The sequence below is a fragment of the Streptomyces poriticola genome (assembly GCF_036689765.1).
In the GTDB taxonomy this organism is placed as follows: domain Bacteria; phylum Actinomycetota; class Actinomycetes; order Streptomycetales; family Streptomycetaceae; genus Streptomyces; species Streptomyces poriticola.
This window is the reverse complement of the sequence record NZ_JBAGKH010000007.1, coordinates 185,253-199,680: the sequence shown is the minus strand read 5'-3', so window position 1 is coordinate 199,680 and position 14,428 is coordinate 185,253. Positions and strand designations below refer to the sequence as shown.

At 70.7% G+C, this 14,428-nt stretch carries 13 protein-coding genes; 3 read left to right on the top strand and 10 right to left on the bottom strand.

Going from position 1 to position 14,428, the window contains the following annotated elements:
- Window positions 1-92: 92 nt before the first annotated feature.
- The 3 genes from orn to V5O46_RS14095 all read right to left on the bottom strand — a co-directional run bounded on the left by orn (window position 93) and on the right by V5O46_RS14095 (window position 2,721).
- Window positions 93-695, bottom strand: a complete 603-nt coding sequence (gene orn / locus V5O46_RS14105; protein WP_332884918.1) for an oligoribonuclease — start codon at window positions 693-695, stop codon at window positions 93-95.
- Window positions 696-798: 103 nt separating this feature from the next.
- Window positions 799-2,061: a helix-turn-helix domain-containing protein gene (locus V5O46_RS14100; protein ID WP_332884917.1), complete on the bottom strand. Its 1,263-nt coding sequence runs from the start codon at window positions 2,059-2,061 to the stop codon at window positions 799-801.
- Window positions 2,062-2,439: 378 nt separating this feature from the next.
- Entirely contained in the window at window positions 2,440-2,721 is a 282-nt protein-coding gene (locus V5O46_RS14095; protein ID WP_332884916.1) for a hypothetical protein, read from the bottom strand.
- A gap of 302 nt (window positions 2,722-3,023) precedes the next feature.
- Between V5O46_RS14095 and V5O46_RS14090 the strand changes: the two genes are divergently transcribed.
- Complete coding sequence (locus V5O46_RS14090; RefSeq protein WP_332884915.1) at window positions 3,024-3,551, top strand: universal stress protein; 528 nt, start codon at window positions 3,024-3,026, stop codon at window positions 3,549-3,551.
- A gap of 149 nt (window positions 3,552-3,700) precedes the next feature.
- Window positions 3,701-4,273 carry a GPR1/FUN34/YaaH family transporter gene (locus V5O46_RS14085; RefSeq protein WP_332884914.1) on the top strand — a complete coding sequence of 191 codons (573 nt, stop codon included), beginning with the start codon at window positions 3,701-3,703 and terminating at the stop codon, window positions 4,271-4,273.
- 186 nt (window positions 4,274-4,459) lie between these two features.
- Here the strand turns inward: V5O46_RS14085 and glmS are convergent, their stop codons facing one another.
- The 3 genes from glmS to V5O46_RS14070 all read right to left on the bottom strand — a co-directional run bounded on the left by glmS (window position 4,460) and on the right by V5O46_RS14070 (window position 7,617).
- Window positions 4,460-6,277: a glutamine--fructose-6-phosphate transaminase (isomerizing) gene (gene glmS, locus V5O46_RS14080; RefSeq protein ID WP_332884913.1), complete on the bottom strand. Its 1,818-nt coding sequence runs from the start codon at window positions 6,275-6,277 to the stop codon at window positions 4,460-4,462.
- 13 nt (window positions 6,278-6,290) lie between these two features.
- Complete coding sequence (locus V5O46_RS14075; protein WP_332884912.1) at window positions 6,291-6,548, bottom strand: hypothetical protein; 258 nt, start codon at window positions 6,546-6,548, stop codon at window positions 6,291-6,293.
- A gap of 178 nt (window positions 6,549-6,726) precedes the next feature.
- The gene (locus tag V5O46_RS14070; protein ID WP_332884911.1) at window positions 6,727-7,617 is read right to left on the bottom strand and encodes a DUF4429 domain-containing protein; all 891 of its coding nucleotides are present in this window, start codon (window positions 7,615-7,617) and stop codon (window positions 6,727-6,729) included.
- A gap of 81 nt (window positions 7,618-7,698) precedes the next feature.
- Between V5O46_RS14070 and V5O46_RS14065 the strand changes: the two genes are divergently transcribed.
- Complete coding sequence (locus V5O46_RS14065) at window positions 7,699-9,294, top strand: beta-N-acetylhexosaminidase (RefSeq protein WP_408648989.1); 1,596 nt, start codon at window positions 7,699-7,701, stop codon at window positions 9,292-9,294.
- A 58-nt stretch (window positions 9,295-9,352) separates the two neighbouring features.
- On the opposite strand, the gene V5O46_RS14060 is transcribed toward V5O46_RS14065, so the two are convergent.
- The 4 genes from V5O46_RS14060 to desA are packed head-to-tail and all read right to left on the bottom strand — an operon-like array spanning window position 9,353 to window position 14,382.
- Complete coding sequence (locus V5O46_RS14060) at window positions 9,353-11,122, bottom strand: IucA/IucC family protein (protein ID WP_332884909.1); 1,770 nt, start codon at window positions 11,120-11,122, stop codon at window positions 9,353-9,355.
- Entirely contained in the window at window positions 11,119-11,676 is a 558-nt protein-coding gene (locus V5O46_RS14055) for a GNAT family N-acetyltransferase (RefSeq protein ID WP_332884908.1), read from the bottom strand. The genes V5O46_RS14060 and V5O46_RS14055 overlap by 4 nt, the downstream gene beginning before the upstream one ends.
- Complete coding sequence (locus tag V5O46_RS14050) at window positions 11,673-12,956, bottom strand: lysine N(6)-hydroxylase/L-ornithine N(5)-oxygenase family protein (protein WP_332884907.1); 1,284 nt, start codon at window positions 12,954-12,956, stop codon at window positions 11,673-11,675. The genes V5O46_RS14055 and V5O46_RS14050 overlap by 4 nt, the downstream gene beginning before the upstream one ends.
- Complete coding sequence (gene desA / locus V5O46_RS14045; RefSeq protein WP_332884906.1) at window positions 12,940-14,382, bottom strand: lysine decarboxylase DesA; 1,443 nt, start codon at window positions 14,380-14,382, stop codon at window positions 12,940-12,942. The genes V5O46_RS14050 and desA overlap by 17 nt, the downstream gene beginning before the upstream one ends.
- Window positions 14,383-14,428: the final 46 nt, after the last annotated feature.

Genomic DNA, 14,428 nt, shown 5'->3' with positions numbered 1-14,428 from the left:
AGGGTCCGAAGGGGTGCTCGCGCACGCCTTTCGCGGCGCCCCTGCGCGGGGCCTCGCGGCGCCTGCGGGGTCCGCGGGGTCCGCCTAGTCCCCTAGTCCGCGGGGAGCACGTGCTTCGCGGCGATGGCCCTGGCCGTGTCCGAGTCGGGCCCGGGCTGCGGCACGAAGACGGCCTCGCGGTAGTAGCGCAGCTCGGCGATGGACTCGCGGATGTCGGCGAGCGCCCGGTGGTTGCCGTTCTTCTCCGGGCTGTTGAAGTACGCCCGCGGGTACCAGCGGCGGGCCAGCTCCTTGACCGACGACACGTCGACGATCCGGTAGTGGAGGTAGTCCTCCAGGGTCGGCATGTCCCGCAGCAGGAAGCCGCGGTCGGTGCCCACGGAGTTGCCGCACAGCGGCGCCCTGCCGGGCTCCTTCACGTACTCCTTCACATACGCCAGGACACGCTCCTCGGCGTCGGCCAGCGTCGTGCCGTCAGGCAGCTCGGCCAGCAGTCCGGACGCGGTGTGCATCTCCCGCACCACCTCCGGCATCGTCTCCAGTGCCCGGTCCGGCGGGCGGATGACGATGTCCACGCCCTCGCCGAGCACGTTCAGCTCTGAGTCGGTGACGAGGGCGGCCACCTCGATGAGCGCGTCGTCGGACAGCGAGAGGCCGGTCATCTCGCAGTCGATCCACACCATGCGATCGTTCATGCGAACACTTTATTCCGAGGTCCCGCTCAGGGGTCCCCGGCGACCGCCCCGGCCCCCGCCCCCGGCCCCCGGGAGCTGCCTCTCCGGGAGCCGGTGGTGGGTGTCACATCCCGCTGCGCTGGCCCGGGAGGCCGGCCCGGACGGTGGCGTAGGCCTCGCGGCTCTCGCGGACGGGATCCGGCGGGACCGGGGCGCCGACCGCGGCCGCAGTGCGGCGGGTCTGGAACGGCAGCGGCGGGTCCGGCGGCAGCGACGGGACCGGCGGCGGCCCGGCGTCGGACAGGGCCGCGGTCCGGGCGGGCGGCGGGGCGCCGCCCTCGGCCTCCGCCGGGCGGTCGCCCTGCGGCCGGCGGGCGCGGTAGGCCGCCCGGTAGGCCGCCGGGGACGAGCCGAGCTGGCGCCGGAAGTGGCCGCGCAGCGCCACCGGCGAGCGGAAGCCGCAGCGCCCCGCGACCTCGTCCACCGAGTAGTCCGACGTCTCCAGCAGCCGCTGCGCCTGCAGCACCCGCTGGGTGATCAGCCACTGCAGCGGCGCACTGCCGGTCAGCGACCGGAACCGGCGGTCGAAGGTGCGGCGGCTCATGTACGCCCGCGCCGCAAGCGTCTCCACGTCGAACTGCTCGTGGAGGTGCTCCAGCGCCCAGGCGACGACCTCGGCCAGCGGGTCGGCGCCGATCTCCTCCGGTAAAGACCTGTCGAGGTAGCGCTCCTGTCCGCCGCTCCGGCGCGGCGGCACCACCAGCCGGCGGGCGAGCGCACCGGCCGCCTCGTTGCCGTGGTCGCTGCGCACGATGTGCAGGCACAGATCGATACCGGCCGCCGTGCCCGCCGAGGTCAGTACGTCCCCGTCGTCGACGAACAGCTCCCGCGGGTCGACGTGGACCGACGGGTAGCGCTTGGCGAGCGTCGGCGCGTACATCCAGTGGGTGGTCGCGGGGCGGCCGTCCAGCAGGCCCGCTGCCGCGAGCACGAAAGCGCCGGTGCACAGCCCGACGATACGGGCACCCTCCTCATGGGCCCGGCGCAGTGCGTCGAGCGCCTCCTGGGGCGGCGGCGAGGTGATCGAACGCCAGGCGGGCACGACGACCGTGCCCGCGCGGGAGATCGCCTCCAGGCCCTGCGGTGCGGTGAGTTCCAGGCCCCCTGTGGTCCGCAGCGGGCCGTCCTCGCCGGCGCACACCAGCAGTCGGTAGCGCGGCACGCCGGCGTCCTGGCGGTCGATCCCGAACACCGACAGCGGTATGGAACTCTCGAAGATGGGGCCGCCGCTGAACAGCAGCACCGCGACGATCTCCTTGCGCCGTCGCCCGGACAGCTTCCGGGCCGCGGCCGCGGCTTCCGGCGCGGCGGTGGCGTCGTGGCTCATTACTGCTAAGCCCCCCTCGGTGGTCGCGGCTCCTCGGTTGTGTCGCTCCTGCACGTTTCCCCTCGGTCCTGCACGAGTCCCCCGCCGTGAACAGTCAAGATCGAATCTACTGCGTCCAGTCGAGCCCCGGTGGCCGGTTCGGCACTTGGGACATTGTCGACATGGCAACTTGGCGTGAAGCATTCGATCACGAAGCGTTGCACTCCGGGGCGTCGCGGGGAAGTGCGCCTTGTCGCGGTGGCCAATCCACGTAGGGTGCGCGGCCCCCCTGAGACCCTTTCCGTGCAGGTGGAACGGGGGTTGGGGGGTGGTCGGGGCGGGTGATACACCCTCTGCAGAAGTTGGCTGAAAACTTGCGTGTGCGTGCGCGGAAACCGGTCAGCCGCCCGGTGTAGTGCCTCCAGTATGGCGTCCGCCGCGATGGTGGGGCCCCGTGCGGGCGGCGCCGGGCTCGCATCGGCGCAGCAGCAGACGGCAGACGGCGGTGACGGCCGCCAGGCCGAGGGCGGCGCCGGCCGCGCCGGCCACGGAGGCCCCGCACCACAGCAGGACCACCGGGACCAGCAGGCAGCTGAACGCCGCCCAGCGGACCAGGTCGGTGATCTCGTCCCGGGGACCCGGGGGAGTCCCGGGCGGTTCGGCGCGGCGGGGTCGGGGCATGGGTGCTCCCTGCGGCGGGTCACGGGCACGGGGTTAACGCCCGTCCGGTGTCGTCGGTCACGCGGGCGTCCCCCGGGCAGTTGAATCCTGACCAAACCGCCTGTACAACGCAGCAACCATTGCGTTACGGACGCACCCTCGTGCATGCTCCGGTGAACCCCGCGGCGGAGCGTCGCGGGATCCGGGCGAAGGAGGAGTGCGGCCGTACCCTTGGGGGTATGGGGTTGGGAAGATGTTTCCCGGACACAGCTCCGCAGCACCCTGTCGTCCCACCCATAAAGGATCACAACGCCGAGACAGCCATGGCCGGTCACGAATTCTTCGAACCCGCGGACCGCAGGCGGCCCGTCGCCGACCCCACGGCGGCCGAACCCCTGGCGGCGGAGGAGCCACGCCACGCGTGCGACCCCGCCTTCAAGCACGGCGTGGTCGTCGGTTTCGACGGCTCCACCTCCAGTGAGCGCGCTCTCGCCTACGCGATCGGCATGGCCCGCCGGCTGGCCTCGGGTCTGATCATCGTCCATGTGGCCAACCGGTTGCCCACCACGGTCTGGGCGGGCTGCGAGCCGCCGGTCTTCGTCGACGTCCCGGACCACCGCACCGAGGTCCTCGGCCTGGAGCTGGCCTGTGCGGACTACCTCGCCGAGGTGCCCTGGATCCTGGTCGAGCGCGGCGGCGACATCTGCCACGAACTCGAAGAGGTGGGGCGGGAGTACGAGGCCGACGCGATCGTCGTCGGCTCCACGCACGGTCTGGTGGGCCGGATCTTCGGCTCCGTCGCCGGGCGGCTCGCCAAGCGGGCGCAGCGTCCCGTCGTGGTCATCCCGTAGTCCCCCACCCCGTCACTTCGCCCCCGGCTGCGGGCTCTTCGCGAACTCCTGCTTCCGCTTGAACCTACTGGCTCGTAGAGGTGTTTGTGCTCTTGTGAAGGGCATATACGGGTCACCGCACAACTGCACATGCATGAAGGGAGCCCGCCGTGGACAACGACGTCTCCGCGGGAAGCACCACCACGACCACCACGATCGTCGGCCGACTCGCCCTCGCCCTCACCCTGTTGGCCTTCGGTTTCGGCCACACCGGCGTGATCGACGGGGTGACGGCGGCGGACGCCGGGACCGTCGCCCAATACGTCGGCGGAGTCGCCCTCTTCGTCGCCGGCGTACTGGCCTTCCGCGACCGGGACAGCGGCACCGGAACCGCGTTCACCGCGCTCGGCGCCCTCTGGTTCACCTGGGCCGTCTCGGCGGACGGCCAGGCCGCGGCCAACGCCGCCGGACTCTTCCTGCTGCTGTTCGCCCTCGTCGCCCTCACCCTGACCTTCGCCGGCGGCGACATGCTGGGCCAGGGCACGTACGGGCTGTTCTTCGTCTCCCTGCTGCTGATCGCCATCGCGAGCTTCGCCGACGCGGCGGGTCTCGCCAAGGCGGGCGGCTGGTTCGCGGTCGCCGCGGGCGCGGTGGCCTGGTACGCGGCGACGGCGGCGTTGGCGCACTGGCCGACGGCACTGCCCCGGCGCGCCGCCGGGCGGGGGGTGACGGCCACGGGATAGCCGCCGCCGGCCGGGGAGTTGGGCGGCTCCCCGGCGATGCGGATGGCCCCCCACGTGCTGGTGGCACACGTGGGGGGCCATCCGGCTGTCCGGCCTCCGCAGGCGGGCGGGGGCTGGTCACGCAGCTCCCCGCCCCCTCGAGCGCAGCTCCCCGCCCCTCGAGGACCGCGGCCCTGTCGGCGCTCGCTACTCCACCGTCACCGACTTCGCGAGGTTCCGCGGCTTGTCGATGTCCCTGCCGAGGGCCAGGGCCGTGTGGTAGGCGAGGAGTTGGAGCGGGATGCCCATGAGGATGGGGTCCAGCTCGTCCTCGTTCTTCGGGACGACGAGGGTGTGGTCGGCCTTCGCCTCGTCCTGGTGGGCCACGGCGAGGATCTGGCCGCTGCGGGCCTTGATCTCCTCCATCGCCGCGCGGTTCTTCTCCAGCAGGTCGTCGTCCGGGACGATCGCGACCGTCGGCAGCGCGGGCTCGATCAGGGCCAGCGGGCCGTGCTTCAGCTCGGAGGCCGGGTAGGCCTCGGCGTGGATGTAGGAGACCTCCTTGAGCTTCAGGGAGGCCTCGCGGGCCACCGGGTAGCCCCGCACACGGCCGATGAAGAGCATCGAGCGGGCCTCGGCGTAGGTCAGGGCCAGCTTCTTGATCTCCTCCTCCTGCTTCATGATCTCGGAGATCTGACCGGGCAGCCTGCGCAGGCCCTCGATGATCCGCTTGCCGTCCCGCACCGACAGGTCGCGGGTGCGGCCCAGGTGCAGGGCGAGCAGCGCGAAGGCGACGGTGGTGTTGGTGAAGCACTTGGTGGAGACCACACAGACCTCCGGGCCCGCGTGCACGTAGATGCCGCCGTCGGCCTCGCGGGCGATCGCGGAACCGACCACGTTGACCACGCCGAGGACCCGGGCGCCCTTGCGCTTGAGCTCCTGCACGGCCGCCAGCACGTCGTAGGTCTCGCCGGACTGGGAGACGGCGATGTACAGGGTGTCGGGGTCGACCACGGCGTTGCGGTAGCGGAACTCCGAGGCCGGCTCGGCGTCCGCCGGGATCCGGGCCAGCTCCTCGATCATCTGGGCGCCGATCATGCCCGCGTGGTAAGAGGTGCCGCAGCCGAGGATCTTCACGCGGCGGATCTGCCGGGCCTCGCGGGCGTCCAGGTTGAGGCCGCCGAGGTGGACGGTGGAGAAGCGGTCGTCGATCCGGCCGCGCAGCACCCGGTCCACGGCGTCGGCCTGCTCGTGGATCTCCTTGTGCATGTAGGTGTCGTGGCCGCCCATGTCGTAGGAGGCCGCCTCCCACTCCACGGTGGTCGGCTCGGCGGTGGTGCGGGTGCCCTCGGTGGTGTAGGTGCGGAAGTCGTCGGCCTTGAGGGTGGCCATCTCGCCGTCGTCGAGGGTGACTATCTGCCGGGTGTGTGCGACCAGCGCGGCGATGTCCGAGGCGACGAACATCTCCTTCTCGCCGATGCCGAGGACCACCGGGGAGCCGTTGCGGGCCACCACGATCCGGTCGGGGAAGTCGGCGTGCATCACCGCGATGCCGTAGGTGCCCTCGATGACCCGGAGGGTCTCGCGGACCTTGTCCTCCAGCTTCTCGGCCGCCGAGCGGGCGATCAGGTGGGTGAGAACCTCGGTGTCGGTCTCGGAGAGGAACTCGACGCCGTCCGCCTCCAGCTTGCGGCGCAGGTCGGAGGCGTTGTCGATGATGCCGTTGTGGACGACGGCGACCTTGTTGTCGGCCGACATGTGAGGGTGGGCGTTCACGTCGGAGGGGGCGCCGTGGGTGGCCCAGCGGGTGTGGGCGATGCCGGTGGTGCCCTTGAAGCGCGCCGGGACCTTGGCCTCCAGGTCGCGGACCCGGCCCTTGGCCTTGACCATCTTCAGGCCGGACGCCTTGGGGGAGGTCACGACGACGCCCGCGGAGTCGTAGCCGCGGTACTCCAGCCGCTGGAGGCCCTCCAGCAGCAGCGGGGCGACATCACGCTTGCCGATGTATCCGACAATTCCGCACATATGTATGTAGTCCTCAGCCGTAGACGATGCGGCGCAGCTGGCGGAGCGTCAGCTCCGGCGGTGCCACCGCCCGGTATTTCAGGTCCGCCTCGATCCGATCGAAGATCGTCGCGTTCACCAGGCCCTGGGCCTGCAGCTCGCGGTGGCGGCGACGGACGAACTCCTCGGTCGTCTCGTCGAAGTAGGCGAGCACGTCCTGGATCACGCGCAGGGCCTCGCCCCGGCTCAGCGGGGTGGACCGCGTCAGATGATCAACAAGTTCGTCGTGCACCCGGTAGATCCTGAGCCAAGGGCGCCGCTTTCGCAAGCGGCCTGCCCGATTTCGGGCAGGTTTCCCGGGTGTCCGCCCGGCAGCGGCCCTCCTCGCCCCTCCCGGCCGAGCTGCACCCCCTTACCGGCCGAGCTGCGACCTTCCTCCCGGCCGAGCTGCAACCTTCCTCCCGGCCGCCCTACATCCGCCTCAGGATCGCCTGCTTGGCCAGGGAGAACTCCTCGTCCGTCAGCACCCCGGACCGGTGCAGCTCGCCCAGCTCGCGCAGCCGGCGCAGCAGCGCGTCGTGATCGTCCTCGGCTGCGGGCGCGGTCCGCTCGTCGGGGGCCGCCTCCACGGCCCGGACGTCCCCGTCCGGCGCACCGGGGCCCGCCGGGTGCGGCAGCCGGGCCTGGACGGCGGCGGCGACCAGAGCCATCAGCGGGTCCTTCTTGAAGCCCCACAGTTCCACGGCGTTCGGGTCGTACTTGGGCGGTGCCTTGGTCGGGGCGTTCCTCACGGTGAAGCGGAGGTAGCCGTTCTCCAGCCCGACCGCCGGATGCCACTCCACCGCCGTGATGTCGGCCAGACCGAGCGTGCGCGGCCCGGCGGCGACCTTGGCGTCCTCGGTCTTCCAGTTCCACTCCAGACGGATCCGCTCGCCGTCGAAGCTGGCGGCACCGTCCCCTGCCGACACCGACAGCGGCACCGAGGGTCCCGGCAGCAGATAGGCGTCGACCGGGTCGGACGGGACCTGGTCGAGCAGCAGCGCGTTGCGCACCTCGTCCACGACGTACTCGGCGACCCCGTACCGGCCGGGGTCCACGATCAGCTGGTACGGGTCGTGCGGCTCGGTCAGCCGCCCGCCGGTGGCGTGCAGCAGCGGGTCGGCGCCGTCCCGCAGCCGCAGCCGGAGCCGCCCGGCCTTCTTGCCCTGCTCGAACGAGACCCCCGCCAGCGCTCCCAGCGGGACCACCAGTTCACCCAGTTCCTTGCGGAGCAACCCGACGCTCTTGTCCCGTCCCGGGGTCAGGCGCAGGGCCTCGCCGTCGAAGGTCCACGTGCCGTCCTTCTGGATGATTTCCGCCATGGGGTGGATTGTTCCACCCGGATCGGGAGAGGGTGGTCCAGACCTCCTGGAGCTCCAACTCCGCATGGAAGGGACGGGCTTGTGAGACAACGCCGCAGAACGTTTCGCCTTCTCGGTGCACTCCTCCTGGTCGCGGCCGTGGGCGCCGCCGCCACCGGCGCCTCGGCACACACGCAGTACGGCACCCCGACCCCGCTGGACCGGGTGATCCCGGCGCCCGCCTCGGTCGACCCGGGCGGCGCCCCGTACCGGATCACCCCCGGCACCCAGATCCGCATCGAGGGCCCGCGCGAGGCCCGCCGCGTCGGCGAGTACCTCGCCGAGCTGCTGCGGCCCGCCACCGGCTACCGTCTGCCGGTCACCGACCGGGGCCGGGGCGGCATCCGGCTCCGGCTCGACGACGGCCCGCACGGCGCCGAGGGCTATCGGCTCGACAGCCGCCGCTCCGGTGTCACCATCACCGCGCGCGAGCCGGCCGGCCTGTTCCACGGAGTGCAGACCCTGCGCCAGCTCCTCCCCCCGGCCGTCGAGAGGGACTCGGTGCAGCGCGGGCCCTGGCTGGTGGCCGGCGGCACCATCGAGGACACCCCGCGCTACGGCTGGCGCGGCGCCATGCTGGACGTCTCCCGGCACTTCCTCACCGTGGACGAGGTCAGGCGCTACATCGACCAGCTCGCCCTCTACAAGATCAACAAGCTGCATCTGCACCTCAGCGACGACCAGGGCTGGCGCATCGCCGTCGACTCCTGGCCGCGGCTGGCGGCGTACGGCGGGTCCACCGAGGTCGGCGGCGGCCCAGGAGGCCACTACACCAAGGCCGAGTACACGGAACTCGTGCGTTACGCCGCCTCCCGCCACCTGGAGGTGGTCCCCGAGATCGACATGCCGGGCCACACCAACGCGGCCCTCGCCTCCTACGCCGAACTGAACTGCGACGGTGTCGCACCCCCGCTCTACACCGGCACCGAGGTCGGCTTCAGCTCGCTGTGCGTAGGCAAGGAGATCACGTACGACTTCGTGGACGACGTGGTGCGCGAGATCGCCGCGCTCACCCCCGGCCGCTGGATCCACATCGGCGGCGACGAGGCGCACTCCACCAGCCACGAGGACTACGTGACGTTCATGGAGCGGGTGCAGCCGATCGTCGCCGAGTACGGCAAGACGGTCATCGGCTGGCACCAGCTGACCGGCGCCGCCCCGGCCGAGGGCGCGCTCGCCCAGTACTGGGGGCTGGACTCCACCAGCCCCGCGGAGAAGGCACAGGTCGCCGAGGCCGCACGGAACGGGACCGGGCTGATCCTGTCCCCGGCGGACCGGATCTATCTGGACATGAAGTACGACAAGGACACCCCGCTGGGGCTGTCCTGGGCGGGCTATGTCGAGGTGCGGCAGAGCTACGACTGGGACCCGGGCGCCTATCTGCCGGGAGTCCCCGGCTCCGCGGTCCGGGGTGTGGAGGCCCCGCTGTGGACGGAGACCATAGAGAACTCCGAGCACATCGACTACATGGCGTTCCCCAGGCTGCCCGGCACCGCCGAGCTGGGCTGGTCGCCGGCCTCCACCCACGACTGGGACGACTACCGGACCCGGCTCGCCGCGCAGGGCCCGCGCTGGGAGGCGCTGGGCATCGGCTACCACCGTTCGCCGCAGGTGCCCTGGCCCACGGCCGGGGGATAGACGGCTGACGGGCACCCCGGAGGACCGTACTCCGGGGTGCCCGTCCGTCCGGGAGGGCCTACCGGCCCGCGATGGGGTTCTTCAGCGTGCCGACCAGCTGGAGTGCGCCGGAGGGGTCCGCGAGGTCCACCATCTGCTGGTTGTTGCGCAGCTGGAGCCGGTTGAGGCAGGACAGCGCGAACTCGGGCGCGAACATGTCGTACTGCTCGAACTTCTCGGCGAGTTCGGGCATCGACTCCTGGTACTCGCGGGTGACGTCCGCGACCGTGCGCCAGAAGCCGTCCTCCTCCAGGATCCCCTCGGTGGCGAGGTTCGCGGCGAGGAAGCGGAAGAAGCAGTCGAAGACGTCGGTGAAGACGGACAGCAGCTTCTTGTCCTCCGGCACCTCCACCCGCAGCCGCTCCACCGTCGGCGGCAGCACCGCGTCCGGGTCCATGACGGCGATCTCCTCGGCGATGTCCTTGTAGATGGCGCGCTGTACGACGCCGTCCTTCAGGACGAGGATGACGTTCTCGCCGTGCGGCATGAAGACCAGGTCGTAGGCGTAGAAGCTGTGCAGCAGCGGGGTGAAGTAGGCCCGCAGGTAGTGCCGCAGCCACTCGGCCGGCGCCAGTCCCGACTGCCCGATCAGCGCCCCGGCGAACGACGCGCCCTCGTGGTCGACATGGACCAGGGAGGCCATGGTGGCCAGCGACTCGCCGTCCTGCAGCGACGACACCGGGCTCTCCCGCCACAGCGCGGCGAGCATCTTGCGGTACGGCGAGTAACGGTCGGTGGCCTTCTCGTACTCCAGGTGCCGGTAGCCGACGGCAGCCCGCTCCCGGATGATCGACAGTCCGGTCGACTTCAGCACCGGATCACCCTCGATGAGCTGGGCGAGCCAGTCGTTGATCGCCGGAGTGGCCTCCATGTAGGCGGCGGAGAGTCCGCGCATGAAGCCCATGTTGATGACGGACAGGGCCGTCTTGACGTAGTGCTTCTGCGGGCTGGAGGTGTTGAAGAAGGTGCGGATGGACTGCTGGGCCAGGTACTCGTCGTCGCCCTCGCCCAGGCACACCAGGTGCTTCCGGGCCACCTCGGCGGCGAAGGTGACGCTGAGCTTGTTCCACCACTGCCAGGGGTGGACCGGGATGAAGAGGTAGTCGGCCGGGTCCAGGCCCTGCTCGCGGAGCACGCCGTGGAACCGGTCGACGGTGGCCTCGCCCAGCTCGTCCCGCAGGAAGGACTCGTACTCGATGCCGACCCCGGCGGTGAACGCCGCCCGTGAGCGGTGCGCGGCCAGCCACACCAGCCGGACCGGGCTCGCGGTCTCCGGCGCGTACGACAGGTACTCGTGGATGCCGAAGCCGAGCCGCCCGTTGTTGGCGACGAAGCAGGGGTGGCCCTCGGTCATGCCGGTCTCGATGGCCTGGAAACCGGAGCGGGTCAGCTCGGCGACCGGGATCTGCGGTTTGGTCAGCTTGTAGCAGATGCCGGAGAGGGTGGAGGAGATCTCCTCCAGGTAGACCGGGAGGATCGCGTCGCTCAGCCCCAGGGCGTCCTTCAGCTCGACGAAGAAGTCCAGCGCCGCCGGCGGCAGCTCGGCGCCGTCGCGGTGGCGGGTGATCGAGCCGGCGTCCACCTGCCAGTGGTCCAGGGCGCGGACGGTGGCGGTGAAGCGGTAGGCGGTCAGCCCGTCGTCGCTGCGGACGACGTACCCCTCGCCGTCCCGCTCGGGGGCGAGCAGCCGCTCGTGCGCGAACTCCGCGAGGGCCTTGCGGATCAGCAGGCGGTTGGCCTTCTCCCAGCGTTCCGGGGTCAGATGGGCCACGGCGTCGGCGAGACTCATGCCGCCACCGCCTTCGCGAACTGCTCACGGGTGCAGAAACTGAGCAACGCCTTCTTCTCCGGCTTCTGGATCTCGCGTTCGGGGACGAATCCGACGGCCTCGTTCAGGGCGTGCACCGCCTTGTTGGACACGTCCGGCTCGACGACGACGCGCCGGGTCGCCGGGTCCTCGAAGAGGTGCGCCATCACGGCGGTGATCACGGCGCGGGTGAAGCCGTGCACGGGCCGGTCGGTCGGTGCGACCAGGAAGTGCATGCCGACGTCGCCCGGCTCGGGTTCGTACAGGCCGGTCAGCTCGCGGTGGACCGGGTCGTACTTCTCCATCAGGAAGGCGGGGACGCCGTCGTGCAGACCGAGGTGGGCGTGGTGGTGCTCGTCGGCGGCGATCTCCATGTAGGCACGCTCGACGTCCACCAGTTTCGCGTCCTGCATCATCCAGTACGCGGCCTTGGGGTGGGTGACCCAGCTGTGCAGCAGCTCGGCGTGGTTCACGGGGTCGAGCGGGCGGAGGGTGAGGACGCCGACGGCGGTGTGGGGGGAGGTGGTGGTGCTCATACGGAGAACTCCTGGAACGCGATGGTCTTCTCGACCGGGTAGTACTCGGTGCCGAGCAGCTCGCGGACGATGCAGCTGTTGCGGTAGGCGCCCATGCCGAGGTCCGGGCTGGTGATGCTGTGCGCGTGCACGCCCGCGTTCTGCAGGAACACGCCCTTGCCGGTGACGTCGACGGCGTAGTTGCGGCCGATGTCGAAGTTGCCCCGGGAGTCGTAGCGCAGCCGGTCGCGCACCGGCTTGAGGAACTCCGGCTCGGTGTACTGGTAGCCGGTGGCCAGGATCAGCCCGTCCGAGCGCAGCTCGAAGTCCTTGCCCTGCTCCTCCTGGCGGAAGGTGAGGGTGTAGGTGCCGTCGGCGTACCGGGCGTCGGTGAGCGCGGAGTTGGTGAGCAGCCGGGTGGGGACCTCGCCGCCGAGCCGCTTCTGGTAGAGCAGGTCGAAGATCTCGTCGACCAGTTCGCCGTCGATGCCCTTGAACAGGCCCTTCTGCTGGGCGGTGAGGCGGTATCGGGTGTCCTCGGGCAGCGCGTGGTAGTAGTCCACGTACTCCGGGGAGGTCATCTCCAGGGTGAGCTTGGTGTACTCCAGCGGGAAGAACCGCGGGGAGCGGGTCACCCAGTTGAGCCGGTAGCCGTGGACGTCGATCTCGCTGAGCAGGTCGTAGTAGATCTCGGCGGCGGACTGGCCGCTGCCGATCAGCGTGATCGACTCCTTCTGCTGCAGCCGGGCCTTGTGCTGCAGATAGCGGGAGTTGTGCAGGTGGTCGCCGGCCAGGCCCTGGCAGGCCTCGGGGATGTGCGGCGGGGTGCCGGTGCCGAGGACCAGGTGGCGGGCGCGGTAGGTGTCGCCGGCGGTGGTGGCGACGGCGTACAGCTCCTCGGCCTCGTCGTAGGTCACCTCGGTGACCGTGGTGCTGAAACGGACGCTGGACAGCCGGTTCGCCGCCCAGCGGCAGTAGTCGTCGTACTCGACCCGGAGCGGGTAGAAGTTCTCGCGGATGTAGAACGAGTACAGCCGGCCCTTCTCCTTCAGATAGTTCAGGAAGGAGTACGGGGACGTCGGGTCGGCGAGGGTGACCAGGTCCGACATGAACGGGGTCTGCAGATGGGCGCCGTCGAGGAACATCCCCGCGTGCCACTCGAAGTCCGGCTTGGACTCCAGGAAGACACCGTCGAGTTCCTCGATCGGCTCGGTCAGACAGGCGAGGCCGAGGTTGAAGGGCCCGAGCCCGATCCCCACGAAATCGTAGGTCTTCTTCGTGGATTCAGGATGCGCGGTCAAGGGACTCTCCCAGGTACTGCTCGGCGTGGCCGGCGATCAGGTCGAGGACGGCGGTGATGTCGGCCGTCGTGGTCTCGGGGTTGAGCAGGGTGAACTTCAGGTAGTGGCGTCCGGCCACCTTGGTACCCGCGACCACCGCGTCGCCGGAGGCGAACAGGGCCTTGCGGGCGTAGAGGTTGGCGCGGTCGATCTCGGCGGGGTCGGTGACGGCCGCCGGGATGTAGCGGAAGACCAGGGTGGACAGGGACGGCCGCACCACCACGTCGAAGCGCGGGTCGGCGGCGAGCAGCTCCCAGCCGTCGGCGGCGAGGTCGCAGACCTCGTCGAACAGCTCGCCGATGCCGTCGGCGCCCATCACGCGCAGGGTCATCCACAGCTTGAGCGCGTCGAAGCGGCGGGTGGTCTGCAGCGACTTGTCCACCTGGTTGGGGATACGTTCCTGCACCATCCGGCGCGGGTTGAGGTACTCGGCGTGGTAGGTGGCGTGGCGCAGCGTGGCCGCGTCCCGGACCAGCACCGCCGAGGAGCTCACCGGCTGGAAGAAGGACTTGTGGTAGTCGACGGTGACGGAGTCGGCCCGCTCGATGCCGGCGATCCGGTCACGGTGCTTCACCGAGGCGAGCAGCCCGCAGCCGTAGGCGGCGTCGACGTGCAGCCACACGCCGTACTGGCCGCACAGCTCGGCGATCTCCGGCAGCGGGTCGATGGAGCCGAAGTCGGTGGTGCCGGCGGTGGCGACGACGGCCATGGGGACGAGGCCGTCACGGGTGCAGCGCTCCAGCTCGCGGGCGAGGGCGACGGTCTGCAGCCGCTTGTCGTGGTCGACCGGGATCGGGACCACGGCGTCCTGGCCGAGGCCGAGCAGTTTCGCCGACTTCTTGACGCTGAAGTGGCTGACCTCGGAGGCGAAGATGCGGAGCTTGGCCAGGCTGTCGGTCTTGGCCTCCTCCCGGGCGAGCAGCAGCGCCTGGAGGTTGGACTGGGTGCCGCCGGAGGTGAAGACGCCGTCGGCGGCGGGGCCGAGGCCGATACGGGCGGTGGTCCAGTCGATCAGTTTCCGCTCGATCAGCGTGCCGCCGGCCGACTGGTCCCAGGTGTCCAGGGAGGAGTTGACGGCGGACAGGACCGCCTCGCCGAGCACGGCCGGGATGACCACCGGGCAGTTGAGGTGGGCGAGGTAGCGGGGGTGGTGGAAGTAGATCGCGTCCCGGAGGTAGACCTCCTCCAGTTCGTCGAGGACCGCGGTGGTGTCGTGCAGCGGCCTGTCGAGGTCGATCTCCTCGATACGAGGGGACAGGGCGTCGACCGTGACTCCGGTGAACGGACGGTCGGTGGTGGCGAGTTTGGCGGCCACCCGCTCGACTCCTTCGGTCACGGAGCGGCGGTACTGCTCCGCGGTGGTGTCGTTGAGCAGGTGCGAGCGCATGTGGGGGTCCTCCGGTGGGGACGGTCCGTGAGATCCAACTTAGGTA